Origin of the sequence: Methylobacterium gnaphalii, assembly GCF_007992215.1 — a bacterium.
GTDB classification, from domain to species: domain Bacteria; phylum Pseudomonadota; class Alphaproteobacteria; order Rhizobiales; family Beijerinckiaceae; genus Methylobacterium; species Methylobacterium gnaphalii.
This window is the reverse complement of record NZ_BJZV01000011.1, coordinates 85,983-111,976: the sequence shown is the minus strand read 5'-3', so window position 1 is coordinate 111,976 and position 25,994 is coordinate 85,983. Positions and strand designations below refer to the sequence as shown.

The following is a 25,994-nucleotide window of genomic DNA, read 5'->3' as shown; positions in this document are numbered from 1 at the left end:
GTGGCCGGTCGCGGCGCGCGAGTTAGGATCGTTCCAGATCCTTCTAGTAGTGCTCCGAGCGGCGTTTCGAAAGGGCCCAACCGGCAAGGGCGGTGCTGCCTTGCATTGCCGGAAGTGTGAAGCCTGCTCGCTGGACCGTAACCCAGCCGGGCAGTAAGTCGGCGAGGCAAGCAGGAGAGACCCCGGCCAGTGCCCGATATCGCGACTACCGATGTCCTCGTTCTCCGGCAAATGCAGCCCGAGGTCATGGAGGCGCTGGACGGTCGCTTCCGGGTTCATCGTCTTTACGAGGCCAGCGACCGGGATGCCTTCTTCGCCGAGGTCGGCCCTCACATCCTTGGCCTGGCCGTGGGCGCGCAGACGCCGGTCGATGCTGCCCTCTACGACCGCCTGCCGCGGCTCGAGATCGTCTCGAATTTCGGTGTCGGCTACGACACGATCGATGCGGAGGAGGCAGGAAGGCGCGGTATCGTCGTCACCAACACGCCCGATGTTCTGACCGATGAGGTCGCCGACCTCGCCCTTGGCCTGCTGCTCTCCACGGTGCGCCAGATCCCGCAGGCCGATCGATACCTGCGCGCGGGTAAGTGGCCCACGAAGCCCTACCCGCTCACCACGACGTTGCGCGAGCGCCGGGTCGGTATCCTAGGTCTCGGCCGGATCGGGCATGCCATCGCCCGGCGGCTCGAAGGCTTCGACGTGGCGATCCACTATCACGGCCGCTCGCGCCAGACGGAGGTCGCCTACACCTACCATGCGACGCTCCTGGAGATGGCCCAGGCCGTCGACGTGTTGATGGTCGTGGCGCCGGGCGGCCCCTCGACGGTCGGCATCGTCGACGCCGCGGTGCTCTCCGCTCTCGGGCCGGACGGGATCGTGATCAACGTCGCCCGCGGCACGGTCATCGACGAGGCCGCACTGATCGAGGCCCTGCAGTCGGGCACGATCCGGAGCGCAGGGCTCGACGTCTTCGCAAAGGAGCCGCTGGTACCGCAGGCGCTGATCGAGATCGATCACGCGGTGCTGCTGCCGCATGTCGGCTCGGCGTCGGTCCATACGCGCCGGGCGATGGGCCGGCTCGTCGTCGACAACCTGATCTCATGGTTCGACGGCCATGGACCGCTGACGCCCGTGGCAGAGACGCCCTGGAGTCCGCGGTGATCCTGCGCGGGGCGTTCGCCGCCTCCGCACTGCTCATCACGGCCGCAATGCCTCTTCAGGCGCAGGATGCCGGCGTGAGAGCGGAGGAGATGCCCGTCATTGTGGAGCAGCCGGCTGCGCCAACGCCGCCTCCCGTCATCAAGACGTTGCCGGAGACGCTGGGCGACGCTGTCGGTACCTGGGACATGTCGCTGGACGGCAGCAACCGGCGCTGCGAGCTATCGCTGTCCGGCGAAAGCGGGCCGGATGGCCGGCTGCTGCGCTTCCCCGCTGGCTGCCGCCGCGCTCTGCCGGTCCTCGCCGAGGCTGCCGGGTGGCTGTTCGCCGAGAAGGGTATCCGCATCGTCGATAAGAACGTTCGCCCATTGGTCTCGTTCGTGCCACGCGCGGACCAGCAGAGCCTTGTCGGGAAGGATGAGAAGGGTGGCAGCTACAGTCTCGTCCCGCTGCAAACGATGGCGACGCTGCCTCCACCGCCTCCGCCGATCGCAGACGACACTTCAGCCGCCGGTATCACCGACGTCGCCCCTGTTCAGGGCATTCCGGGCTCGCAGCCGGTGCTGCCATCGGGCGTGCTGACCAGGGCGCAGCAGGCGATGCACACGGATCAGGCGGCTGCCGTTCGGTCGTTCCCAGCGGACGGCTCACCCGCCGGCATCTACGCTCTCGACCGTTTCAGCGAGAAGGACGTGTGTCGGATCGCCCTGGAGTCACGACCGATCGCCGCGAAGGTCGAGCGAGAGCCGCTCAAGGAGCTCTCGCCGGCGCGTCTGCTGCCCGGCTGCCGTGACAGTGGCATCACGACCTTCGACCCGATCTCGTGGCGCTACGCCAGTGGCCATCTCACCCTGAAGGCGCGCCGCGGCCACGCGATCAACCTCGTTCGCACCACGGACGGGGCTTGGCGTCGCGATCCTGATACCGGCACGACGCTGATCTTGCGGAAGGTGGAGAACTGACGGCGAACGCTGCATCGTTACCCACCCATAATCGCATGCACGCTGTGGATGGGTGTGTGGCTCAGCGATCGCGCAGCAACAGGTATAGAGCGTGGAACGAGCCCGGCAGATAAAACAGGAGGCAGAGCAGCACGTTCAGTAGGAAGTGAAGCCCGAAGCCATTCGTCATCAAGACGGAGATCGGCGGCAGAAAGAATGCGATCAGAATCTGTATGATGGTCGACACGGCGGCTCCGTCGATTTGAACGTGCCTAGAACGCAAGCGTGAGCATTCGAGTTCCGGCGGCGATGGTTTGTAAAGGTCTGGCGATCAAGATCCGCTGAGGTTTGCCGGGTGCCGCTGCTCGATGATGGTTTCCCTCGCTCAGGATGTCGAGCACGCTGTTACCAACGGCGATCCTGCGGCACGGCGCTTGATGCTTCATCGAATGACGGAGCTGTTCGTCGACAGCGCGGAGCGGCTCGGCGACGGTCAGGTCTCGGTCTTCGAGACCGTGATCCTGAAGTTGGCCCAGAGCGTCGAGACCGCGGCCCGCGCGTCTCTGTCCGAATCCGTCGCCGATATCTCGAATGCTCCGCGCTCCGTGGTACGGGATCTCGCCTACGATGCGGATATCACAGTCGCGGGGCCGGTCCTGTCGCGGTCCGCACAGGTCGCCGAGGGCGATCTGATCCGGATCGCTGAGGAGCGAGGCCAGGACCATCTTCAGGCAATCTCGCGGCGCCGCTCCCTCTCGGAGCGGGTCACGAACGTGCTCGTATCGCGCGGTGAAGGCGAAGTTCTGCGCTCGGTCGCGCGCAATGAAGGCGCACAGTTCTCGTCTCAGGGCTTCGACACGTTGTCGACTCAGGGCTCCGCCGATCCTCTGCTGAAGGATATCCTCCTGATGCGTCGGGACATTCCAGCGATCCATAGGGATCACCTTGTCGAGACGGCGAAGACGCGGGTCTCGCGCAAGCTCGCAGAGGAGTTCGGAGGTGACGCCGCCACGCTGGCGGTGTCGCGCGCCGCCCGCGCTGTGGCTGGGGAATCAATCTCGCTTCAAGAAGCCGCCATCGCCGTCGACGGCTGGCTCGCCGGCAAAGGCGCGAAACAGCCCGAGGAAACGGATCTGGTCACCTGGCTGGCGCAGGGCCGGGTGATGGAGGCGATCGTGGGCTTGGCCCGGGCGGCGGGGATGCCGGCCGAGATGGTGCTTGGGGCCTACCAGGGCGCCCATTCGGATCCCCTGCTCTTTCTGATCCGCTCGCTGCGGTTCGGTTGGGGGACCTTCAAGGCCTTTCTGATTTCGAAGACCGGCAAAGAGCCACCGCCCGAAGAGACCCGCGGTCATTTCGAGGCCTTCCAGGCGCTCTCGGTGGCGACCGCGCAGCGCGTGGTGCGCTTCACGGCCGCCCGCGAGCAGCTACAGAAGGCCGGCTGAGCCGGCCCTAGGCTCAGGCCGCCTTCTTCAGCGCGTCGTAGAAACGGCCGCCGTTCTCGGCCATCGCGATGAGGTTGTCGGGCGGGGCGAAGCGGGGGCCGTGCTTGGCCTCAAGCGCACGTGCCAACTCGACGAAGCGGCTCGCACCCATGAAGTCGATGTAGGACAGCGCGCCGCCCGTGAAGGGGGCGAAGCCGAAGCCGAGGATCGAGCCGACATCGGCCTCGCGCGGATCGGTGATGACGCCCTCCTGCACCGTGCGGGCAGCCTCGAGCGCCTGCACGACGAGGAAACGCTGCTTCAGCTCGGCGGCGTCGATCTCGTCTGCCGCCAGTGGTTCGGCCTGCATCTCTCGCAAGGCCGGCCAAAGACGCTTCTGGCCGTTCTCCGGGTAGTCGTAGAAGCCCTTGCGGTTCTTGCGGCCGAGACGGCCCTGGTTCTCGACGAGCTCGGTGAGCAGCGCCTTCTGGATCGGGTCGACCGCCTCGGGGCCAAGCTGCGCCTCGGTCGCCTTCAGGATCTTGAGGCCGAGATCGATGCCGACCTCATCGTTGAGCGAGAGCGGGCCGACCGGCATGCCGGCCATCTTGCCGGCATTCTCGATCATGGCCGGCGGCACGCCCTCGGCGAGCATGCGGTGGCCCTCTTCGAGATAGGCGATGACGCAGCGGTTGGCGAAGAAGCCGCGCGAGTCGTTGACGAGGATCGGCGTCTTCCTGATGGCGCGCACGTAGTCGAGCGCGGTGGCGATCGCTTTGTCGCCAGTCTGCTCACCCTTGATGATTTCGACGAGCAGCATCTTCTCGACCGGCGAGAAGAAGTGGATGCCGACGAAGTCGGCTGGACGCGACGAGGCCTTGGCGAGGCCGGAGATCGGCAGGGTCGAGGTGTTCGAGGCGAAGATCGCGCCCTCTCCGATCACGGCCTCGACCTTGGCGATGACCTCGGCCTTCACCCGCGGATCCTCGAACACTGCCTCAATGACGAGGTCGCAGCCAACGAGGTCGGCATAATCGCCGCTGGCATGGATGCGCCCAAGCAGGGCGTCACGGTCGGCCGACTTGGCGCGGCCCTTGTTGACGCGATCGGTGATGAGCTTCTGGCAGTGGGCCTTGCCCTTCTCCGCCGCTTCGAGGCTCTGGTCGACGAGGACGACATCCATGCCGGCCTCGGCCGTGACATAGGCGACGCCTGCGCCCATGAAGCCGGCACCAACGATGCCCACCTTCTTGAACTGGCTCGGCGGCACGTCCTTGGGACGGCGCGCACCCTTGTTGATCTCACCCATGGAGATGAACAGGGTGCGGATCATTGCCTGCGCTTCCTTGGTGCGCAGGATGTTGGTGAAGTAGCGGCTCTCGACCTTGAGGGCGAGATCCATCGGCAACTGCAAGCCCTCGTAGACCGAGTGCAGGATTGCTTTAGCGGCCGGGTAGTTGTCGTGGGTCTCACGCCGGTAGATCGCGTTGGCCGGCGGCCAGATCATCATGCCGGCCGGCGAGTAGACCTTGCCCGAGGGGGCCTTGTATTTCGGCACATCCCAGGGTGCGACGGCCGAGCCGCCTTCCCTGATCCAGGCCTTGGCCTTCTCGACGATCTCGGCGCGGGGCGCCACGGCGTGAACGAGGCCCATGCCTTTGGCCATCGGCGCACGAATCTGCTCGCCCTTGAACAGCATCTGCAGGGCATCGCCCGTCTGCATCAGGCGCGGCACGCGCTGTGTGCCGCCACCCCCGGGGAAGAGGCCGACCTTGATCTCGGGCAGCCCGACGCGGGTCTTGTCGTCGTCGGACAGGATCCTGTGATGACAGGACAGCGCCAACTCGAATGCGCCGCCGAGGCAGAGGCCGTGGATCGCGGCGGCGAAGGGCTTGCCGCAGGTCTCGAGCCCCCGGAAGACGAGGTTCAGCCGACGCGCGCCTTCGAAGAAGTGGCGCATCGCCTCCTCTTCGCCGGTCGTCGCCTTGAGACGCTCGTACTCGGCGCCGAGGCCCTGCAGCATGGTCAGGTCGGCGCCGCCGGAGAACTGTTCCTTGCCGCTGGTGATGACGCAGCCCTTGATGGCGGCATCGCCCGCGACCGCCTGCACGATCCGCTCCAGCTCGTCCATCACCTCCATGGTGATGACGTTCATCGAGCGGCCCGGCATATCCCAGGTCGCCAGGGCGATGCCATCTGCGTCGGTCTCGAAGCGGAAATTCGTGTAGGCGCTCATCGCGGATCCTCGGGGATGGGTCGACGGCTGACGCCGGCGCTGTCGTGCGGCGGGCGCTGCACGGCCGCAGCGCCCGCGAGCGTTGTCTGCGGCCTGCTTACTTGGCCGGCATCTGCATCTGCTTCTCGTAGTTCGGCACGGCAGGCTTCTGATCGCCGGCAGCGGCCAGGGTCAGCATGTTCAGGATCTTCGTCACGGCAGCCTGCGAGATTACGTTGATCTCAGACTTCGGATCCGCGTTCATCGCCTGATACTTCTGGTAGATCGGGTCATCGTAGATGCCCTGAAGGTGCTTGAGGTCGGCGAGGCTGAACTTCTCGGCATATTGCTTCGAGATGCCCTCGAGCAGGTTCTGACGCTGCGTGTCGAACTCAGTGCGCGCCTCCTTACGAACCTTCTCGGCCTTCTCCTCAGGCATCTGGCCGACGGTCTTCTCGAGGGCGCCAGCGAAGCCCGTATCGAGGGTCTTCAGGATCGTCTTGTCGACGAGCGCCTTCGCCACGGCGACCTTGTCGGCCGTGTCGTCCGCATGTGCGGCGACCGGCATGGCGAGCGCGAGCGCGAGGCCGGCAGTTGCGAACAGTCTCATCATCTTGGTGTTTCTCCCATTTCGACGGCTGCGCCGCGGAGCGGGCGCCGGCGGGGCGCCTTTACCAGCCTTTGCCGGTCGGCCGCCACACCTGGCCCAGAGCCGCGCCGTCACACCCGCTCGATGATGGTTGCGGTGCCCATGCCGGCGCCGATGCAGAGCGTGACGAGCGCGCGCTCCTTGCCGGTGCGCTCCAACTCGTCGAGCACCGTGCCGAGGATCATCGCGCCGGTGGCGCCGAGCGGATGGCCCATGGCGATGGCGCCGCCGTTCACGTTCACGCGGGACGAGTCGAGGTCGAAGGCCTGTTGGAAGCGCAGCACCACCGAGGCGAAGGCCTCGTTGATCTCGAACAGGTCGATGTCGTCGAGGCTCATGCCGGCCCGCGCGAGCACCTTCTTGGTCACGTCCACCGGACCAGTCAGCATCAGGGCCGGATCGGAGCCGATATTGGCAAAGGCCCGGATTCTCGCGCGTGGCCTCAGCCCGGCGGCATCGCCTGCCTCTTTCGAGCCGATCAGCACCGCGGCAGCGCCGTCGACGATGCCCGACGAGTTGCCGGCATGGTGCACGTGATCGACCGTCTCGACCTCGGGATGCGCGTCGATCGCCACCGCGTCGAAGCCGCCCATCTGGCCCATCTGCACGAAGGAGGCCTTGAGGCTTGCCAGCGACTGCATGTCGGTACCGGGCCGCATGTGCTCGTCCTTCGCGAGCAGCGTGATGCCGTTGATGTCCTTCACCGGCACCACGGACTTGTCGAAGTAGCCGGCATCCCAGGACTTGCCGGAACGCTGCTGCGACTGCACGGCGTAGGCGTCGCACGCGTCGCGGGTGAATCCGTATTTGGTGGCGATCAGGTCGGCCGAGACGCCCTGCGGCATGAAGTAGGACTTCACCGCGATGGCCGGATCGACAGGCCAAGCGCCGCCCGAGGCGCCGAGACCGACGCGGCTCATCGATTCGACGCCGCCGCCGACCGTGAGGTCGTGCTGGCCGGCCATGACCTGGGCTGCCGCGAAATTGATCGCATCGAGGCCCGAGGCGCAGAACCGATTGATCTGCACACCCGGAACATGATCGCCGTAATCAGCCACGAGAGCTGCAGCGCGGGCGATGTCGCCGCCGGCCTCGCCGACCGGATCGACGCAGCCGAGCACCACGTCATCGACCTGGCGGGTGTCGAGATTGTTGCGGTCCTTGATCGCGCGCAGCGCCGTCTCGGCGAGGCGTAGGGCCGTGACCTCGTGGAGCGAGCCGTCCGGCTTGCCGCGTCCACGCGGCGTGCGGACGTGATCGTAGATATAGGCCTCGGGCATATCCGCTTCCTCGGTTCCCATCGTTCGAGCGGGCATTCCCTCTCCCCTCTGCGACAGAGGGTGGCCCTCGCATCAGCGAGGGTCGAGAGAGGGGAGCGCCGGTTCCGGAGAGGTTTTTTCCCTCTCCCGCCTCGCATCCGCGAGCCACCCTCTCCCACCCATCTCGGGCTTGCCCGAGATCGGCAAGCAGATGCCGAAATCGGGCAGGCCCGGCTCTGGGCGGGAGAAGATCATGCGCGGCTGATTGCTTAGAACGCCTCGGCCGCCAAGGCCATGGTCGTGTCCGATCCGGACTTGATTCGGGCGAGCCGCAGGGAGGTCTCCGGCAGCATCCGCTCCATGAAGAACCGGCCCGTGACGAGCTTGGCGTCCATCCGCTCGGCGTCGCCGCCCTCAGCCTTGTTCGCGACCGCCGCCTTGGCGACGCGGCCCCACATGTAGCCCAGGGCGACGAGGCCGAGGAGGTGCATGTAGTCGGTGGCGCCGGCGCCGGCGTTGTCGGGCTTGGCCATGGCGTTCTGCATCAGCCACATCGTCGCGCCCTGAAGATCGTTCAGCGCGGCCTGGAGCGGAGCGGTGAAGGTCTTGAGCTGCTCGTCCTCGTCGTAATCCTTCACGAAGGTCTGGACCTCGCTGAGGAAGCCCATCATGGCGCGGCCGCCATCCTTGGGCAGTTTGCGGCCGATCAGGTCCATGGCCTGAACGCCATTGGCGCCCTCGTAGATCATGGCGATGCGGGCATCGCGCACGAACTGCGACATGCCCCATTCCTCGATGTAGCCATGGCCGCCGAACATCTGCTGGGCTTCGACCGCGTTGGCGAAGCCCCTGTCGGTGAGGACGGCCTTCACCACAGGGGTCAGCAGCCCGAGCAGATCGTCGGCGGCCTGGCGCTCCTTGGCGTCCTGCGAGCGGTGCGCGATGTCGGATTGCAGGGCCGTCCAGAGCACCAGCGCGCGGGCGGCCTCGTTGAAGGCCCGGATGCCCATGAGCGTGCGGCGCACGTCCGGATGCACGATGATCGGGTCGGCGGATTTGCCGGGTTCCCGGGCGCCGGTCAGCGCCCGGCCCTGCAGGCGGTCCTTCGCGTAGGCGACCGCGTTCTGATAGGCCACCTCGGACTGGCTGAGACCCTGGACGCCGACAGCGAGGCGGGCCTCGTTCATCATCACGAACATGGCCGCGAGACCCTTGTTCTCGACGCCGACAAGCCAGCCTTTGGCGCCGTCGTAGTTCATGACGCAGGTGGCGTTCCCGTGAATGCCCATCTTGTGCTCGATGGAGCCGCAGGAGACGGCGTTGCGCTCGCCCAACGAGCCGTCCTCGTTCACCAGGAACTTCGGCACCACGAAGAGGGAGATGCCCTTGGTGCCGGCCGGCGCGCCCTCGATGCGGGCAATGACGAGGTGGATGATGTTGTCCGAGAGGTCGTGCTCGCCAGCCGAGATGAAGATCTTGGTGCCGGTGAGGGAGTAGGAGCCGTCGCCGTTCGGCACGGCCTTGGTCTTGAGGAGCCCGAGGTCGGTGCCGCAATGGGGCTCGGTCAGATTCATCGTGCCGGTCCAGGCACCCTCGACCATCTTCGGGATGTAGGTCTGCTTCTGTTCGTCGCTGCCGTGGGCGAGCAGCGCCGCGATCGCGCCCTGCGTCAGGCCCGGATACATGGCGAGCGCCAGGTTGCCGCTCGAGACGAACTCCGAGATCGCCGTATTGAGGACATGGGGCAGGCCTTGGCCGCCATATTCCTCCGGCACCGAGATGCCGTTCCAGCCGCCCTCGGCATGTGTATCGTAGGCCTTCTTGAAGCCCTTCGGCACCGTCACGCTGCCGTCGTCGTGGCGGGTGCAGCCTTCCTGATCGCCGGAGAGGTTCACTGGTGCGAACACGCTGCCCGCGAGCCGGCCGCCTTCGTTGAGCAGGGCTTCGATGACGTCATCCGAGGCCTCGGAGAAGCCCGGCAGGTTGTCGTAGCGGCGGATGCCGAGGACGTCGTTCAGGAGGAACGTGACGTCCTCGACCGGTGCCCGGTAGCTCGGCATTTCCTGTTCTCCCCGTGCGCGCATCAACGACGCGCTTCGATGGTTCATATGTAAACTATCCGGCCCGGCCGGGGAAGACCCTTCCGCGATCGACACGCGCAAAAACCGGAATTCCGGGTCCGCTCAAGGGGAGCGCGGCCGGAATTAACCAGGGGTTTACCAAGATTGTTAAAGGTCGCCTGGACCGTTCAGGTTTTTGCCCGCTTTGCGCGTTGCGCCTCTGGGTGAAGATCCGCCGAACGACGCCTCCGACCCTGGGTCAGACGATGAGACGTACTGCGACGCTCAGCCTCGAAGGCTTCGATCCCGACGTGATCGAGGCTGCGCGCGAGGTCGCCCAGCGCGCCGGCGTCCCCCTTGAAACCTGGATCGCATCCGTCGTCGCGCCCGAAAAAGCCGAGGCGAAACCTGCAACAACCCGGCAGCGAAACCGTGCCGCCAGAAGTGAGACCGTGGCGGCGCCTGAGGCGCAGGCTGCAAAGCGGGCAGCCGAGCCTGCGCCCGCTCCCGAGGCGAGCGCGGCTTCTGCTCCAGCGCCGGCAGCCAGTCCGTCGCCGAAACCGAAGGCTGTAAAGGCATCTGCGACCGCACGGGCCGCCACTCCCGCGGCTGCGGAGCCGGCCGCGGCCTCGATCGGCGAGATGATGCGCCGCCTCGACGCCCTCGACCGCACCCTCAAGGAGGACCGCGGCGTCCAGCGCGCGGAGGCGCCCACTGAAGCCAAGGTCGACCATATCGCCGAGCGGCTCGCCGAGATCGAGCGTCGCATGGGCGAGATGTCCGCCCAATCCGGTGGCGCTCGCCCCCTCGGGCGCCGCGGTCGTCCCATCGCCGCCGAGATGCGCGTGGCCGTGGACGAGGTCCGCCGTCGTCAGCGCGAGCTCGATGCCGACGGAGCGATGGCGCAGCCGGCCGCTACGGTCGCCGCCCCCTCACCGGTCATCGCCGAGCTTCAGGCCGAGACCGCGCGCCTGCGTGAGTCCCTGGGCAACCTCGCCACCGGCCGCGACGTCAGCGCCCTCGAACAGGCGATGCGCTCGCTCTCCGAAGACGTGCATCGCTCGCGCGATCCGGCCGAGTTCGCTGCCCCGATCGAGGCGATGCGCCGGCAGGCCGAAGCACTGGCTGAGGAATTTGCCGACAACGTCCAGGCTCGTCTCGCCGGTGAAGTCGAGCGGCTGGCACGCCGCGCTGACGGCGCTGCCTCGAGCCATGCCGACCAGAATGCGCTCGACGGCGTCCACCGCGAGCTCGACGAGATCCGCCAGATGATCGCCGGCCTTGCCGGTCCCGAGCGCATCCAGAGCCTCGCCCAAGGCCTGCAGTCGATGAGCGCTCAGATCGCCGACTTGCAGAGCCGTGTCGACGTCAACCCGGTGCGCGACCTGATCGGCCGCCTGGAGACGATCGGCGAGACCCTTCACCGCCCGGCGGCGCCGGAATCCGAGATCGCCTCGATGCACGCGCTCCTGCGCGGCATCGCCGAGAAGGTCGACCGCGTCGACTCCGGCAGCGGCAACCTCGACTCCCTGGAGAATCACGTCGTCAGCCTGGCCCAGCGCCTCGATACCCGCGCTGTCGACCCGGCCCTGGCCGGCCTCGAACGGACGATGGGCGAGCTGCTGACCCAGATCTCCGCCCTGCGCGACGATACCGCCGTCGAGGCCGCCGTCGAGCGTGCCACGCGCCGTGCCCTTTCCGAGACGATCGGCTCCGAGGGCATCGGTGCGGCTCCGGCCAAGCTCGATGCCTTCCGCGCCGACCTCGACGAGCTGCGTGCTCGCCAGATCAGTGCCGACCAGCGCATGCAGGCGACGATGGACGGCCTGAACTCGGTGCTGACCCGGCTCGCCGATCGGCTCGGCATGCCGGACACCGGCCCCATCATCCGTCAGCCGGCAAAGGACGAGAACGCCTCGCTCGGGGAGCAGCTTCGCGCTTCGACCACGCTCGGCGCCCCCAAGATCGAGACCATCCCGGTCTCTGCCCCGCGCAGCCGCGCCGCGCGCCGTGCAGAGCCGGCCTCGGAGCCGACGAGCCTCGGCGACGAGCTCCTGGAGCCCGGCGCCGGCCGGCCGATTCCCCCCCGCAGCGCTGCGTCCGAAACGTCGGCCGCCCCGGCCAGCGACATCAAGACCAGCTTCATCGCTGCCGCGCGCCGTGCCGCTCAGGCCGCCCAGGCCGATATCGCCGCGGAAGCATCGGCTGCTCCCGAGCGCCGCGAGTCCCCTCGCGCCGCGCGCATCAGCCCCTCCGCTCCGGCCGCGACGGGCATCGTCGGGCGCCTGCTCGGCGGTCTCGAAAAGCGCCGCCGTCCCCTGATCCTCGGCCTCGCCGCAGTGGTGCTCATCCTCGGAGCGCTCCAGGCTTACGAAATGGGCAGCCCTGCAAGTCAGGCAGAGCCTGCGACGCCGATGGCCGCTGCCAAGCCGGCTGCCGTCGAGCCACCAGCCAATGAGGCCGCTGCCGCTCAGGCTGCGCCGGCTCCTGCCGTTGCTCCCTCCGCTGGTCCGCTGACGACTCAGTCGATCGCCGATGCCGCTGCGGCCGCCCCGAAGGCTGACGTGACCGCCCGCATCGACGAGAGCGCGCCCTCCGCTCCGGCCCAGACCGCGATCCCGAAGGTCGCGACCATGGCCTCGCTCAGCCGCGAACTGTCCTCGGTTCCGGCCGGTCTCGCCACCCTCAAGCAGGCCGCCCTCGACGGAGACGGCGCTGCGATTTACGAGCTCGCCGCCCGCGAGGCCGATGGCCGCGGCATGCCGCGCGACCTCGCCGTCGCCGCCAAGCTCTACGAAAAGCTGGCGGAGGCGGGCTACGCTCCAGCGCAGTTCAAGCTCGGCAGCTTCTTCGAGAAGGGATCCGGCGTGATCCGCGACCTCGGCCAGGCCAAGACCTGGTACGGCCGCGCTGCCGACCGCGGCAACGTTCGCGCGATGCACAACCTCGCCGTGCTGCACGCCGAGAATCCAAGCGCCACCGGCAAGCCGGACTTTGCCACCGCCTCCAGCTGGTTCCGCCGCGCTGCCGAGTTCGGCGTCCGTGACAGCCAGTACAATCTCGCTGTGCTCTATGCCCGTGGGCTCGGCGTCGGCCAGGATCTCATCCAGTCCTATGCCTGGTTCTCCGCCGCCGCTGCGCAGGGTGACGAGGAGGCCGGCAAGAAGCGGGACGACGTCGCCGCCAAGCTCGCGCCCAAGGATCTCGCTGCGGCCAAGGCCCTCGCCTCGGCCTACAAGGCCAAGGTGGCCGACCCCTCCGCGAACGACCCGCCCCAGCCCAAGGCGGCCGCACCCGCGGCGATGTCGCTGCTCGGCGCGCCCCCACCCGGCTCGCCCACCGGCAGCCTCACCCACACGGGCTCACGCACCGGCGTCTGAGCGGGCGTGTCGCCCCCTGTGCCGAAACGCCCCGGTTGCCGGAACCACCCGCATCTGCGCGTGTAATCTCTGCAGCCGCCGGCCCGGCTTCTCAGGACCGCCATGCGGTTCACAACGCGTTGGCGGCAGGGGCATGCGATTGATGGGGAGGCAGGACCGGCCGAGCACGGCGGATCGATCGCGCCTCGAGCGGGAGATCTCATGCCGCGCTTAAACACGATGCCGATGGGCGCCTTCGTCCTCGGCGTCGCCGGGCTTGTGCCCTTCCTCGGCTTCGCCGCGCTCTCGGTCAGCGGGACGGATGGCGGGTTTGGCATGATCGGCCTGTCGCCACGCACGATCCTCTCCGCCTATGGGGCGGTGATCGCATCCTTCCTCGGCGGCATCCGTTGGGGCGCTGCCGCGGCGCGCAGCGCCGGCAATGCCGACTATCTTCTCGCGGTCGTGCCCTCTCTCCTGGCCTGGGCCGCCCTCGCCGTCCCCGCGCCCTGGGATCTGCGTATGCTCGGCGGCCTCGTCCTGCTCTGGGGCGTGATCGACCAAGACCTCAGCCGCCGCGGCCTGGCTCCGCCCTGGATGGGCAAGCTGCGGCTGATCCTGTCAGCGGTGGCAGGGGTAAGCCTGCTGGTCGCGGCGTGAGCCCCTCGGAGCAGACTGCGAAAACGTAGTTACGGTTTCCCGCCGAAAGGCCGCCTTCATCCAGCGCCTGGATCATGCTGTGCAGGCCGCGCTGCAGCGTCGGCGCGAGACCGGCAGCCGGATCGTCCGCGTCCGGCGCTGTCCCGCCGAGCGCCGGGCGTCGCCCGACCGATCGCGCCGAACGTCTAATCCTTGCCCAGCATCGCGCGGCCGATGGCGAAGACGCGCCCATCGCCTAGGAGATGCGCGGTGAAGCCCTGCGGGAACAGCGGGTCGAACGCTGCCGCACGGACGTTCAGACCTCCGGTCAACGCGCCGAAGGCGGGCATCACCAGCCGGCGCTCGTCCGTCACGAAGCAGCGCCGCCGCACGCTGCGCCCCCGCATCGTCACCTTGCCGCAGGGGTGGAGATGTCCGGCGATCTCGCCCGGCGCGGCATCGCGCGCAGGCTCGTGTCGCAGCGTGAGGCCGCCGATCGCGAGGCTCTCGCAATAGCGTCCGCCGATCCCCTCATTCACCGTCGCATCGTGATTTCCGGCGATCCAGACCCAGTCCCGCCCAGCCTGAAGGGCGGCGACCATGGCGCGGTCGCCCGGTTCCAGCCGCTCCGGTCCGCGGGCATCGTGGAAGGAATCCCCCAGCGCCACGACGCGGGTTGGATCGAGCCGCTGGATCACCTCGTGCAGGCAGGACAGGGTCTCGCGGGTGTCGTAGGGCGGCAGGAACTGGCCCGAGCGCTCGGCGAAGGACGATCCCTTCTCCAGGTGCAGGTCCGACACCACCAAGGTCCGATGCGCCTCCAGCCACAGCGCGCCGGTGCGGTCCAGGGTCAGGGTCTCGCCAGCGAGCATCAGCCCCGCCGCCTTCACGGTTTTTTCCAGTCTCAGGCCGAGCGCCAAGATCGCATCCTCATCGAAACGATGGGAGGAATCGCTCACGCCAGGGCCTCTTGGAGAAGCTCTGCTTCGGCTTCGGCCAGAATCTCGTCGGCCCCCTCCCCGTAGACCCGCTCACGCCCGATCTCGAGCATGACGGATACGGAGAGGGGCGAGACCCGTTCCAGTGCTTTGTGGGTGATTCGCCCCTTGATGCGTCTTAGCATCATGCCGAGGCGGGCCACGTCGAGGAGTCCGGTTGCCGCATCCTGCCGCGCAGCCTGCAGGAGCAGGTGGTCGGGCTGGTGCTTGCGCAGCACGTCGTAGATCAGGTCGGTGGAGATGGTGACCTGCCGGCCGGTCTTCTTCTGGCCCGGATAGCGCCGCTCGATCAGCCCGGCGATCACGGCACATTGCCGGAACGTCCGCTTCATCATCGCGGATTCGTCGAGCCAGGCTTCGAGGTCGTCACCGAGCATGTCCTCAGCGAACAGCGCCTCGGCGAAGCCGGGATCGATGGCCATGCGCTCGCCGACGTCGCGGCCGGTCCAGATTGCGATGCCGTAATCGTTGGCGGCGAAGCCGTGCGGACGCAGCCCGGCCCGCTCCAGCCGCCGCGTCAGGAGCATGCCGAGCGTCTGATGCGCGAGCCGACCCTCGAACGGGAAGGCAGTGAGATAGAAGCGGTTGCCGCGCGGAAACGTCTCGACCAGCAGGTCGCGCTCGCCTGGCAGCACCGAGTGCCGGCGCTGCTGCACCAGGTAGTTCGCGAGCTGCGGCGGCAGCCGGTCCCACTCGAACGGATCGGCGATGATCGCTCTCACCCGCGCGGCGAGAAAGGTCGAGAGCGGGAACTTGGATCCGGCATAGGAGGGAATCGCCGGGTCCTCCGCACCCTTGGCGCGGGTCACGAGGCAATCGTCCTCCGACATCCCCTCGAAGCGCAGCACCTCACCGGCGAACAGGAAGGTGTCGCCCACTGTCAGGGTCTCGCCGAACTCCTCCTCGATCTCGCCGAGCACACGTCCCGATTTCGGCACCACCGTCCCGGGCTTGCCGCGCAGGTGCCGCGTGAGCCGCACCTTGACCCGTGCCGCCTCGACGATGGTGCCGACATTCATGCGGTATTGCTGGGCGACCCGCGCATCCCGCACCCGCCAAAGCCCATCGGGGCCGCGCAGGATCTTGGCGAAGCGCTCGTAGGCGCGCAGCGCGTAGCCGCCCGTGGCGACGTAGTCGACGACCGCCTCGAACATCTCCCAGGTCAGGTACTGGTAGGGCGCGGCCGAGACGATCTCGTCGTAGAGTTCGTTCGCATCGAAGGCGTCGGCGCAGGCCATACCGAGGACGTGCTGGGCGAGCACGTCCAGCGCGCCGATGCGGGCGTCCGGCGTGTCCTGCGCCGCATCCTCGACGGCATCGAGCGCGGCCCGGCATTCCAGCATCTCGAAGCGGTTGCCCGGCACGAGATAGGCCTTCGAGGGCTCGTCCATGCGGTGGTTGGCGCGCCCGATCCGCTGCATGATCCGGCTCGCGCCCTTCGGCGCACCGATGTTCACGACGAGATCGACGTCGCCCCAGTCGATGCCGAGATCGAGCGTCGCGGTGCAGACGATGGCCCGCAGCTGCCCGGCCGCCATCGCGGCCTCGACGCGGCGGCGCTGCGCGGCGTCGAGCGAACCGTGATGGATCGCGATCGGCAGGACGTCATCGTTGAGGCGCCAGAGCTCCTGAAACGTGTACTCGGCCTGCAAGCGCGTGTTGACGAAGACCAGCACGGTGCGGTGCTCGCGGATCAGCTCGTAGATCGCCGGCATCGAGTGCCAGGCGGTGTGCCCGGCGAGCGGCAGCGTCCGATCGATGTCGAGCATGCGCAGATCGGCCTTGGCGCCGCCCTCGACGACGACAAGGTCGGCCATCGGATGTCCCCGTCCGTCCTCGCGCGCGTCAGCGGAGCATTGCGGGGCCACACCCGCCACCCCGGAGGCCCGGCTCTGGATCGCGTCGTGTTCGCTGGCAACGACGGGATTAGGCCTCTGCCCCACCAGATAACGCCGCAACTCGTCCGGCTCGCGCACCGTCGCCGAGAGCCCGATTGCCGTGGCCTCTGGGCTCAGCCGGCGCAGCCGCGCCAGCGCCAGCGAGAGCAGGTCCCCGCGCTTCGAGGTGACCAGCGCGTGCAGCTCGTCGAGCACGACGTGCCGGAGCCCGCCCAACAGCTCCGCGGCCTCGCGGTGGGCCAGCAGCAACGAGAGCTGCTCGGGTGTGGTGAGCAGGATGTCAGGCGGCCGGGCAATCTGGCGGGTACGCTTGTGCGAGGGTGTGTCGCCGGTGCGGGTCTCGACCCGGATCGGCAATCCCATCTCTTCGATCGGCGCGTCGAGGTTGCGGGCGATGTCCACCGCAAGCGCCTTGAGCGGCGAGACGTAGAGCGTGTGCAGCCCGTACTCGGTCCATTTCCGCCGCGTCTCGCTCAGCGCGACGAGCGACGGCAGGAAGCCGGCGAGCGTCTTGCCGGCGCCGGTCGGCGCCACGAGCAGCGTGGAGCGACCCGCACGGGCATTCTCCAGGAGCGCGAGCTGGTGCGTGCGCGGCTGCCATCGGCGGGAGGCGAACCAGTCGGAAAAACGCTGAGGCAGGGACAAGGCAGGCAAAGGGCCGTGACCGGGATGCGGGAGCGCCCCTGTCAGCGGCGAGACAAGGCGTCAGCCCTATCTAGGGAGTGAATGGCGGAACGGCAGGGTTGCCGCGTGGTGCAGTGCGGCAGAGGGGCCACGGCGCCCGGCCCGGCGAATTTTCGTTAACCATCCGGATACCATGCGGGCCTAGCGGCTGGTGAGCCAACGGCGCGAAAACGCGCCCTCCCCCGAGCCTCGATCATGACCCCCACCGATCTCGCCGCTGCCTGGTTGAACGCCGCCGGGGGGCATCTCGACGGCTTCGGGATGCTCGGCATGTGCCTCGGCTTCGCCGCCGGCACGATGCCGCGCCGCCTGTGGATCCTGTTGACCTCGGCGGCATGCTCGACCTGCTTTGCGCTGCACTTCCTGCATCTCGGGGCATTCACCGGCGCGGCCTTGTGCTCGATCTCCGTCCTGCAGAGCCTTGTTTCCGCGCTCTGCCTCGGCTCGCGCGCCCGGGCTGGCCTCGTCGCGCCCGTCTTCGTCGCGAGCGCTCTTGTTGCGGCCTCGCTGACGCTCGCGACCTGGAACGGCTGGCCCTCGGGATGCGCCGCGATCGGCGCCGTGTTCGCGACCTGTGCCCGGCTTCAAGCCGACGCGCATGCCATGCGGCTGCTCTTCCTCGGAGCGTCCCTGTGCTGGGCCGGGCACAACTTCCTCGTCGGCTCCGCCTTCGCCCTCACTTGCGACCTGCTGACGATCTCGGGCCTCGCCATCGCCCTGCTTCGGGCCGGGCATGCCCAGGCCGAGCCCGCCTCGGCGGAGAGCGCCGTTCCAATGGCCGAGGGCGCGCGCTGAACGCCGCGTTTCGGTCGCCGAAGATCGACGCCCCTCAGGCTAGCGCCATCAGGAACCGCTCGCTCAGCTCCTGCGCACGCTCGGTGAGTGGGCCGGGATAGCGGATGAAGACGTGGCAGCCGCCGGGATAGATCGCGGTATGGCCGCCATTGCCGGCGGCCGCCCAGCGGGCCGACATATAGAGCGTGTCGTCGAGAAGCGCGTCGGCGGTGCCCACCGAGAACAGGGCCGGCGGCAGGCCCTTCAGGTCTGCATAGAGCGGCGAGATCTCCGGCTGGCGGCGATCGACCTTCCCCGCGCAGAAGCCGTTGGCGAAGGTCTCGAGGTCGCGGGTGTTGTTGACGAGGCGCTCCTCACCCCAGGCGCGCACGCTCGGCGTCAGGCCGAGATCGAAGAATCCGCAATTGAGATTGGCGCCGCGAAAAGCGCGAGGCTGGTCGTGATGGTCGCGCAGGCGCAGCAGGGTCGAGACGGCGAGATGCGCGCCGACCGACTCGCCGCCTATGGTCAGCGAGGAGACGTTGAGGCTCGCCCTGCCCGGCCCGGCGAGCCAGAGCGCCGCTGCCTCGCAATCCTCGAGCGCGGCCGGATAGGGATGCTCGGGCGCCAGCCGGTATTCCACCGAGAGGCAGACGAAGCCGCAGGTGTCAGCGATGCGCTCGAGCCACGGGTCCTGTTGGTCGGCCCCACCGAAAACCCAGCCGCCGCCATGGATGTGCAGGTAGGCGCCTCGTGGCTTCTCGGCCGCCTTGCCCTGTGGACGGATGACGCGCAGCGCGACCGGTCCGCCGGGCCCCTCGACCGTGATCGTCTCGGCGCGCGCGCTGCGCTTGAGCCGAGGAAAGGCGATTGAGCCCTTCGACCGCAGCGCCCTCGCCTCCGCGATGGGCATCGACCACGGGTCGGGTTGGCTCGCCTGGTCCTTGCGGATCTCCTCGTTGAGACGACGTGTTTCTGGGTCGATCGTCGCCGGGTCGAACAAGGCATGATCGAGCATGGATGCTTCCCGAACGAGAATCGCGTGTCAGCCGCGCGGGCCGTCCATTTTGATACGACCCGCCCGATCCGGGTTGCATCTCGAGCGAGCTGGGGAAAGAGCGTAACGCTCTCCGGCCAGAGCGGTTTCGCTGAGCTGTGTCGCGGCGGACACGCTTGCGCCGACCAGGCGCCGTTGTGAAACGCCGATCTACGCATCACCTCTCTGGCACGACATTCTCGCCAGCGCGGCGGCAGGAGACGGGATACGAGGCATGATCGGCGATCAGGATCGACGCAGTCGCGCCACCCCTTATCGGGACCTGCCCGAAGTCGGCGACCCGCGCGCCTACGATCACGGACGGGGCTCCAGCCTACGCCGTTTCCTTGGCGGCTCGCCGGTCGCCGTCTTCATCAAGCTGCTGTTCCTCTCCGTGCTCGTCGGCGCGGCGATGGCCATGCTCGGGCTTTCGCCGGGGCAGCTGTTCTGGCGCCTCTACGATACCGGGCGTGCCTTGATCGAACTCGGCCTCGACACGTTTCACGAGTTCGGCCGCTGGATCCTTGCCGGCGCTGTCGTCGTGGTACCGCTCTGGCTGATCACGCGCTTCCTTGCGATGGGGAAATAATGCCGCTTCAGGCGGCGGTATCATGTTGGTTCGGCGGGTTCGCACGCCGTGGCGAAAGAATGATCCGAAGCCGTCAAAGCGAGGCTTGCAACCTCCGACGGAATGGTGTTTAGAGAGCGCCGTTCGGGTCCGACGGCGCTGCCACGGACCCGCTGCGAGCGGGTGTAGCTCAGGGGTAGAGCACAACCTTGCCAAGGTTGGGGTCGAGGGTTCGAATCCCTTCGCCCGCTCCAGTTTCAATTCCCATCAATGGACTTTCGGTCGAGCCGGATCGGCGTGAGGGCGTTGCGTGCTCGCCGTCACAGCCGGGAGGCCGACCATGCGCGTTATCGCTGATCTCTGCATCGTGCCGATGGGCGTCGGCCCGTCCGTGTCTCCCTATGTGAAGGAGATCAAGGCGATCATCGATGCGAGCCCGCTCAATGCCGAGATGCACGCCAACGGCACCAACATCGAGGGCGAACTCGCCGACATCTGCAAGCTGATCGAGGAATGCGAGGCGAAGCTGACCTCGCTCGGCGTCCCGCGGCTGTTCTACACAATGGTCTTCGGGTCGCGGCGCGACAAGGAGCAGACCATGGCAGACAAGCTCGCCGCCGTGTCCTGAGCATGAGCCCGGACTGCGGCGACGCAGTTCGACCGAGCCTTCGCCGAGGCCGCCGAAGGGAAAGAGCCCGGGCCATCGCGGACCGGGCTCCCATTCGTCAGCCCTTCAGGCGCTTGTTGCATTCCGAGTAGTAGCCGCCGCCCTTCTGGATCCAGTTCAGGCCGCCATTGCCGCCATTGGCCTTGTTGGCGTTGTACTGGTCCAGGCAGGTCTTCTGGCGCTGCTTGCCGGCTGACTCGCTGGCGTATTTCGGATCGATCTTGCTCGGAAAGACTGCCGAGCCTGAGGCCGCGGGAGCGGCTGGCTTCGCGGCAGGCTGGGCCTTCGCCGTCGGTTGAGCTGGCGCGGTGGCCGGGGCAGCGGCGGGCGCCGTCGTGGTGGTCGCGGCGGCAGGCTGGGCGTCGGCGCCGCACTGGGCCTTGCGGAAGTCGTTCCACTTCATGCCGCCTAGCGTGCCATCCTTCTTGGCCGCCTGGTACTTGGTGGAGCATTCGCTCGCCGAGAGGGCCGAGGCCGGTGCGGTCGCGCCGCAAGTCAAGGCGAGGACGGAAACGGCAAAGATCAGACGAGACATGGGATGAAACCTCCCTGGCGCAGCGTTTACCAGTCTTGGGAAACTACGCCGGGCATTTTGGGGTGAGAAGGGCCGGGCCGGAGTTTTCCCAACCCTAGCGGGAGTCCGGCCCGGCTCATCGCGTCAGCGTTTCTTGCCGGCCGCAGGCGGCGGCGCGGGCGGGCCGTCATCGGCGCCGGCACCGGCATTGGCCTTGATCGCAAAGGCGACGAGCGGGCTCGCGACATCGACCACCTCGGCCTTGGCCACGCCGGCCTTGGCGTCGTAGCTGCCCGTCAGCATCACGACCTTGCCCTCGTTCGCGGACAGATCGAGCGCGGCACCGCCCTCACCCGTGGTTGCGCCGACCGGCTTACCGACGGCCTCCTCGCCCTTGGGGTCGTTTGTGAACAGCAGCACCAGCTTTCCGTCCTTTACGGCACCAACGAAGCAGATCTCCTTCTCGCTCCGGCACGGGAACAGGCCGAGAGTGGGCGGCGCGCCTTGAGGCGGCGGAGGCGGTGGGGCCTTGGGGCGGCCTTGTGCCAAGGCTCCGCCGGTGAGCGCCGTGGCCAGCGCTACAGCGATGGCGGAGGGGAGAATAGGTCGCATGTCTCGCTCCTGATGAAATCGCGCCGAGACCAGGGTTCGCCAATCGGGCCATTCTTCGGCAGGACGGCAGCCAGGCGACGACACCGACAGGGCTGGACTGCGTCGGCACATCCGGCAGACGTGGCTCAGCCTCCGCTCGGGAGGACGAACGGCAGATCCGTATCGCCGACCCGCTCGCCGGCCGCGGTCAACATGGCGTGTACCTGTCCGCGGTGATGGGTCTGGTGGTTGAAGAGATGGGTGACGACGAGCCCACGGGGCGCCGTGATCTCGCGACCGGCCGCGCCGCTGAACCAGGTCAGCGCGCCGTCGAGCCACTCGGGCTCGATCCGCGCGGCCCAGGCGGCGAGGTCCGCGTCCATCCGTTCGCGGGCCTCGGCGAGTGCGGCGAACGCCTCGTGCACTGTGCCGCTCTCGGCGAGCGTCTGCGTCGGAGCCTCCCAGCCGTCGATCCGTGACATCCACATCCGGTCGGCCCAGACGAGATGGTTCAGCGTGCCATGGATCGAGCGCCAGAACGCGCCGCGCTCGGCCTTGCGCTCCGCATCGGAGAGACGCGCCGCCGCGGCGTAGATCTTCGTATTCAGGACGGCGTTGTAGGCCGCCATGGTCTGCGCGAAGTCCGGCGTGATCACCGGCACGGTACTCCCGGCGGACAGACGCGTCCGCCACCGCGAGGCGGCTGCGGCTGCGGCTGCGGGCGCGCCATCATCTGCTGACGCTGCGCGGCCTGCTGCTGCATCTGCATTTGACGCTGCTGCGCGATCTGCTGCTGTTGAGCGGCGCGCTGCTGCTGCATCTGTTGCTGCTGCATCATCTGCCGCTGCTGGGCAGCCTGCTGCTGCCGCTGGGCAGCCTGCTGTTGCATCTGCATCTGGCGCTGCTGCGCCGCCTGCTGCTGCATCATCTGCTGGCGTTGGGCGGCCTGCTGCTGCTGGACCGCCGCCCTCTGCTGGGCTGCCTGCTGCTGCTGCATCTGGCGCTGCTGGATCACCTGCTGATGAGCGGCGCCTGCTCCTCCCGGAGGCTGGCCCGGCCGCACGACTTGCGGTGCTGCGCCGTTCTGCGGCGGCTGACCCTGTGCCGGTTGGCCCGGACGGTTGGCCTGTTGCAACGGTTGCGGCCCCCCCTGCCCCGCAGGCCTCTGGCCGAAGGCCGGTCGACCGGGCGTAACGCCCGGCTGCACCTGACCGGGTTGAAGAGGCTGGCCCGGCCGGTTGGCCTGCTGCGGCTGGACCTGCCCGTTCGGGTTGGGGAGACCCGGTTGTCCGAGCCGGTTGTCGGGAACGAGTCCCTGCCCGGGCTGTCCGGGACGGTTCACCTGCTGCTGGAGCGGCTGCCCATTCTGGCCCGGGAGCGCCTGACCGAGCCCCGGACGCGCGCCTGGCGCAAGTCCCTGCTGCGGCTGCCCGGGAAGGCCAGGCTGGCCTGGGCGGGCGGCCTGCTGCGGAATGACCGGTTGGCCGTTCGGCGCGAGAGCGGGATTGCCGTTGATACCGGGCCTGACGCCGGCACGGCCTCCCGGACCGTTCATGCCTGCCGGACCGTTGCCCGGGAGCGCGGCCCGGTTCGCAACGGCGGGCGGCAGTGCGACACGCGAGATCGCGAGCCCGGCCGCTGCGCCGGCCACGGCACCGGCCCCGACGGCCAGGGCCGAGGGGCCGCGCCGCTCGCGCGAGAACTCCACATTCTGTCGGTTGATCTCGTCGATCGCCGTCACGTTGTGGATGTTCCGGTAGTAGACGTTGTACGGCGGTGCCGCGATGTTGGCCGGCGCGCTGACATAGGCTGGGATCGGCACGAAAGCCGGCGCCGGCAGGGCGTAATCGACATAGACGGGTGGTGGTGGCGCCAGGTCGACGATGTAGGCCGGCCGCGGTGGCAGGAAGAATGCGGGCGGCGGGGGCGGCGGCGCGAGTTCGTAGGCAGGGTCGTCGAAATAGACCGTCGGGCGGTCGACATAGACGACCTCGTCCGGCGGCGGCGGAGGCACGTCGTAATCGAGCATGGCGAAATGGGGCGGCGGCTCCAGCGCCACGGAGAGCTCGCGGAGGCGGCGGCGGGCATCCCAGGCGTGCGGCCCGCGCGGGTAGCGGCTGAGATACGACCAGTAGCCGTCCGGACTGTCCGCGAGAGAGCTGCGCCGCCATGTTTGCGCCTCGCGCCGCGCCGCGATCAGGACGCGCACGCGTTTGGCCAGCGCATCCCGCGGGTAGGCGGAGACGAACTCCTCGTAGCCCTGCAGCGTGTCACGCTGCAGGCAGGCAGCATAGGCGTCCTGGGGCCCGATCTCCTTCAGCGGGCGCTGGTTGAGGGCCGCGACCTTCTCGGCGTCGGCGACCGGCGGCGCATCGGCCGCGCGCTTGAAGAACTCGAAGCTGCCCTCGATCCGCGAGACACTCCACGGCACCTCACCGCCCTGCGTGGTCTCGCTGACGCGCAGGCGGACGCGGTCGAACAGCTCCGCCGGCGGCAGGCCGCCCTCGCGGATCATCTCGACCAGCGCCCGGGCATAGGCGCCGTACGGCCCCTTCTCCTGCGGGCCGACCGTCCCGGGTGCCGCGTTGAAGGCAACGAGCGAGCCGGGCTCCGCCTCGGTCAGGGCGAGACCGCCGGCGAGCGGATCGCCGGTCTTGGCGAAGGGCGAGGTGCGGGCCGCATCGAGCACCATGAAGCGCGCCTTCAGCGGGGTCGCGGCGAGTTGGCGCTTATAGTCGGACAGCCGCAGCGCCCGCACAGGCACCTCGGCGGCGGAGGCGATCTCGGCGTCGACCGGCGTGAAGTAGTTCTCCCCATTGAGCTGGAGGCCGTAGCCAGCGAGGTAGACGAAGGCGACCGTATCCGGCCCCGATTGCGCGGCCTTGTCGGTGAAGTCGCGCATCGCGCGCCGCAGCGCATCTTCGTCGAGGTCGCGGGCGCCGACGACGTCGAAGCCGGCCGCCTGCAAAGTCTGCGCGACGAGGCCGGCATCGTTGGCGGGTGTTGCCAATTCGCCGGCCTTGTAGCCGGCATTGCCGATGACGAGGGCGATCCGCTTCTCGGATCCGCCCGGCGCCGGGTCTGCCTGGGCGAGACTACCGAGGAGGCACAACGACAGGATCGTCAGAAGAGCGAGAAACCGCGACGCTGCGCGCATGAAGAGCCTCCCTCGGCTGGCTCGATAGACGAGCCGGGGCGGCACGACAGCGCTCTTCCCCTCATGAATGGAGATTGAACCGTCAATCGGGGCTATTTCGCGGTGCGTCGGCGGATGGACCGCGCCGTCAGCGAAACCGCCAGACGCTCGATCGCTTGATCTCAGCATCTTCGAGGGAGCGCGTCACCGGCACCTCGTAGGTCGCGATGGCCTCGAGCCGGTCGCGCGGCAGGTAGGAGCGGCCGGGATCGCCGATCAACACGGTCGTGCCGCGCATATGCCGCTCCTGGAGCCAGGCGCCGACGGCGCCGGCGAGGTCGCGCTCGTAGAAGATGTCTGCGGCAAGGACGCCGTCGAAGGGATCGTCGCTGCCGATGAGGTTTTCGCCCGTCGCGGTGATCCGGTCGGCGACGCCGTTGGCGGCAGCGTTGAGGGGGATGGCGGCAAGGGCGAAGGCGTCGAGGTCGCTTGCGAGCACATGAGCGGCGCCTGCCTTCACGGCGGCGATAGCGACGAGGCCGGAGCCGGAGGCGAAGTCGAGCAGGCGCTTGCCAGCGACCGTCTCGGGATGGTCGAGGATGTAGCGGGCGAGCGCCTGGCCGCCCGCCCAGGCGAAGGCCCAGAATGGCGGCGGCAGGCCGATCTCTTCGAGCTCTTCCTCGGTCTTCTGCCAGAGCTCGGTCGCCTCGTCGGCGACGTGCAGCCGGATCTCCGGCGCATGCGGCACCGGGATCAGACGCGTATTCGCACGGATGAAGGCGAGTGGGTCGCGGGATGGGGTCACGCGGAGAGCAACTCCGCGTAGATGCCGGCGACAGCATGACCGATGGCCGCCCCGGCATCGCTGCCTCTCCGGTCGAGGATGGTCACGGCGGTATCTGCCGGGTCGAGGCCGAGGGCACGGGCGTCGTCTGCGTTCTCGAACAGATAGCGCGTGTTCCGGCTCGCCAGCGGCCCGCGGAGCAGGCCTTTCACAGCGAGCCGCGATAGCCGGCCGCCTTTCCCCGAGAACTCGCCCGGCGCGAAGACGCGGTTCGCAATGCCGGCCATCGCCGCGGCCGTGCCGCCGACGAGGATGCCGCGCAGCCCGACACAATGCACGATGTCGGCCCTAAGCGCCTTCAGCATCGCCGAGACCTGCCCTGCCGCGTAGCCCGCGGTCATGGGGTTGATCCCCGATTGGCCGCCTTCCAGCGCGATCAGGCGCGCGCCGGTAGCCTCGATGGCCTCGCGGTGCGTGCCGATCCGCGTGATGACCACCACCGCCAGGCCCACCGCCACCGCAGATCGGGCCATCGGCAGGCCATGTGCGGCAAAGACGGCATCCTCGCTCGCCACGAAGGCAAGGGTTTTCGGGGAGCCCGTCGCGGCTTTAGGAGGTTGGGTCGGAGCGTCCATGGTGG

22 protein-coding genes and 1 tRNA gene are annotated in these 25,994 nt (G+C 68.4%); 9 read left to right on the top strand and 14 right to left on the bottom strand.

The annotated features are described in order from the left end of the window. Positions 1–198 precede the first annotated feature (198 nt). Both MGN01_RS11230 and MGN01_RS11225 read left to right on the top strand, forming a co-directional pair. Positions 199–1,161: a 2-hydroxyacid dehydrogenase gene (locus MGN01_RS11230; RefSeq protein WP_373319224.1), complete on the top strand. Its 963-nt coding sequence runs from the start codon at positions 199–201 to the stop codon at positions 1,159–1,161. Beyond that, positions 1,158–2,120 (top strand): AprI/Inh family metalloprotease inhibitor, encoded by a 963-nt coding sequence (locus tag MGN01_RS11225; RefSeq protein WP_238258527.1) that lies wholly within the window; start codon positions 1,158–1,160, stop codon positions 2,118–2,120. Before MGN01_RS11230 ends, MGN01_RS11225 begins: the two co-directional genes overlap by 4 nt. Before the next feature lie 61 nt (positions 2,121–2,181). On the opposite strand, the gene MGN01_RS11220 is transcribed toward MGN01_RS11225, so the two are convergent. Further along, a complete protein-coding gene (locus MGN01_RS11220) occupies positions 2,182–2,346 on the bottom strand; it encodes a YqaE/Pmp3 family membrane protein (protein WP_147046699.1) in 165 nt (54 codons plus the stop codon). A 202-nt stretch (positions 2,347–2,548) separates the two neighbouring features. Here MGN01_RS11220 and MGN01_RS11215 point away from each other — a divergent pair, with 202 nt between their 5' ends. Beyond that, complete coding sequence (locus MGN01_RS11215; protein WP_170245943.1) at positions 2,549–3,544, top strand: DUF2336 domain-containing protein; 996 nt, start codon at positions 2,549–2,551, stop codon at positions 3,542–3,544. Positions 3,545–3,557: 13 nt separating this feature from the next. On the opposite strand, the gene MGN01_RS11210 is transcribed toward MGN01_RS11215, so the two are convergent. From MGN01_RS11210 to MGN01_RS11195, 4 genes are all read right to left on the bottom strand, one after another. Continuing rightward, a complete protein-coding gene (locus MGN01_RS11210; protein WP_147046697.1) occupies positions 3,558–5,759 on the bottom strand; it encodes a 3-hydroxyacyl-CoA dehydrogenase NAD-binding domain-containing protein in 2,202 nt (733 codons plus the stop codon). A gap of 97 nt (positions 5,760–5,856) precedes the next feature. Further along, positions 5,857–6,351, bottom strand: a complete 495-nt coding sequence (locus MGN01_RS11205; protein WP_147046696.1) for a DUF2059 domain-containing protein — start codon at positions 6,349–6,351, stop codon at positions 5,857–5,859. Positions 6,352–6,458: 107 nt separating this feature from the next. Next, positions 6,459–7,667, bottom strand: a complete 1,209-nt coding sequence (locus tag MGN01_RS11200) for an acetyl-CoA C-acetyltransferase (protein ID WP_147046695.1) — start codon at positions 7,665–7,667, stop codon at positions 6,459–6,461. A 248-nt stretch (positions 7,668–7,915) separates the two neighbouring features. Further along, positions 7,916–9,706 (bottom strand): acyl-CoA dehydrogenase C-terminal domain-containing protein, encoded by a 1,791-nt coding sequence (locus MGN01_RS11195; RefSeq protein ID WP_147046694.1) that lies wholly within the window; start codon positions 9,704–9,706, stop codon positions 7,916–7,918. 266 nt (positions 9,707–9,972) lie between these two features. Between MGN01_RS11195 and MGN01_RS11190 the strand changes: the two genes are divergently transcribed. Next, positions 9,973–13,086: a tetratricopeptide repeat protein gene (locus MGN01_RS11190; protein WP_147046693.1), complete on the top strand. Its 3,114-nt coding sequence runs from the start codon at positions 9,973–9,975 to the stop codon at positions 13,084–13,086. A 201-nt stretch (positions 13,087–13,287) separates the two neighbouring features. Continuing rightward, complete coding sequence (locus MGN01_RS11185) at positions 13,288–13,725, top strand: DUF3429 domain-containing protein (protein WP_147046692.1); 438 nt, start codon at positions 13,288–13,290, stop codon at positions 13,723–13,725. A gap of 185 nt (positions 13,726–13,910) precedes the next feature. Here the strand turns inward: MGN01_RS11185 and pdeM are convergent, their stop codons facing one another. Both pdeM and MGN01_RS11175 read right to left on the bottom strand, forming a co-directional pair. Then, the gene (gene pdeM, locus MGN01_RS11180) at positions 13,911–14,624 is read right to left on the bottom strand and encodes a ligase-associated DNA damage response endonuclease PdeM (protein WP_147046774.1); all 714 of its coding nucleotides are present in this window, start codon (positions 14,622–14,624) and stop codon (positions 13,911–13,913) included. Between the two features lie 35 nt (positions 14,625–14,659). After that, on the bottom strand, positions 14,660–17,254 hold the full coding sequence (locus MGN01_RS11175) for a ligase-associated DNA damage response DEXH box helicase (RefSeq protein WP_147046691.1): 2,595 nt from the start codon (positions 17,252–17,254) through the stop codon (positions 14,660–14,662). A gap of 225 nt (positions 17,255–17,479) precedes the next feature. Here MGN01_RS11175 and MGN01_RS11170 point away from each other — a divergent pair, with 225 nt between their 5' ends. Then, positions 17,480–18,079: a YgjV family protein gene (locus tag MGN01_RS11170; protein ID WP_147046690.1), complete on the top strand. Its 600-nt coding sequence runs from the start codon at positions 17,480–17,482 to the stop codon at positions 18,077–18,079. A gap of 34 nt (positions 18,080–18,113) precedes the next feature. Here the strand turns inward: MGN01_RS11170 and MGN01_RS11165 are convergent, their stop codons facing one another. Beyond that, positions 18,114–19,076, bottom strand: a complete 963-nt coding sequence (locus MGN01_RS11165) for an alpha/beta hydrolase (RefSeq protein ID WP_147046689.1) — start codon at positions 19,074–19,076, stop codon at positions 18,114–18,116. Positions 19,077–19,329: 253 nt separating this feature from the next. Between MGN01_RS11165 and MGN01_RS11160 the strand changes: the two genes are divergently transcribed. From MGN01_RS11160 to MGN01_RS11150, 3 genes are all read left to right on the top strand, one after another. Continuing rightward, entirely contained in the window at positions 19,330–19,683 is a 354-nt protein-coding gene (locus MGN01_RS11160; protein WP_147046688.1) for a DUF6460 domain-containing protein, read from the top strand. A gap of 158 nt (positions 19,684–19,841) precedes the next feature. Beyond that, positions 19,842–19,916 (top strand) — tRNA-Gly (locus MGN01_RS11155). A gap of 86 nt (positions 19,917–20,002) precedes the next feature. Then, positions 20,003–20,290 carry an MTH1187 family thiamine-binding protein gene (locus MGN01_RS11150; protein ID WP_147046687.1) on the top strand — a complete coding sequence of 96 codons (288 nt, stop codon included), beginning with the start codon at positions 20,003–20,005 and terminating at the stop codon, positions 20,288–20,290. Positions 20,291–20,387: 97 nt separating this feature from the next. Here the strand turns inward: MGN01_RS11150 and MGN01_RS11145 are convergent, their stop codons facing one another. From MGN01_RS11145 to MGN01_RS11120, 6 genes are all read right to left on the bottom strand, one after another. Beyond that, the gene (locus MGN01_RS11145) at positions 20,388–20,864 is read right to left on the bottom strand and encodes a hypothetical protein (protein WP_147046686.1); all 477 of its coding nucleotides are present in this window, start codon (positions 20,862–20,864) and stop codon (positions 20,388–20,390) included. Between the two features lie 123 nt (positions 20,865–20,987). Further along, complete coding sequence (locus tag MGN01_RS11140) at positions 20,988–21,455, bottom strand: hypothetical protein (protein WP_147046685.1); 468 nt, start codon at positions 21,453–21,455, stop codon at positions 20,988–20,990. Positions 21,456–21,580: 125 nt separating this feature from the next. Continuing rightward, the gene (locus MGN01_RS11135) at positions 21,581–22,090 is read right to left on the bottom strand and encodes a DinB family protein (protein WP_147046684.1); all 510 of its coding nucleotides are present in this window, start codon (positions 22,088–22,090) and stop codon (positions 21,581–21,583) included. Further along, positions 22,087–24,591, bottom strand: coding sequence for a caspase family protein (locus tag MGN01_RS11130; protein ID WP_147046683.1), 2,505 nt, complete (start codon positions 24,589–24,591; stop codon positions 22,087–22,089). The genes MGN01_RS11135 and MGN01_RS11130 overlap by 4 nt, the downstream gene beginning before the upstream one ends. Positions 24,592–24,718: 127 nt before the next feature. Next, complete coding sequence (locus MGN01_RS11125) at positions 24,719–25,375, bottom strand: class I SAM-dependent methyltransferase (RefSeq protein ID WP_147046682.1); 657 nt, start codon at positions 25,373–25,375, stop codon at positions 24,719–24,721. Continuing rightward, the gene (locus MGN01_RS11120) at positions 25,372–25,989 is read right to left on the bottom strand and encodes a glycosyltransferase family protein (RefSeq protein ID WP_147046681.1); all 618 of its coding nucleotides are present in this window, start codon (positions 25,987–25,989) and stop codon (positions 25,372–25,374) included. The genes MGN01_RS11125 and MGN01_RS11120 overlap by 4 nt, the downstream gene beginning before the upstream one ends. Between the last annotated feature and the right edge of the window lie 5 nt (positions 25,990–25,994).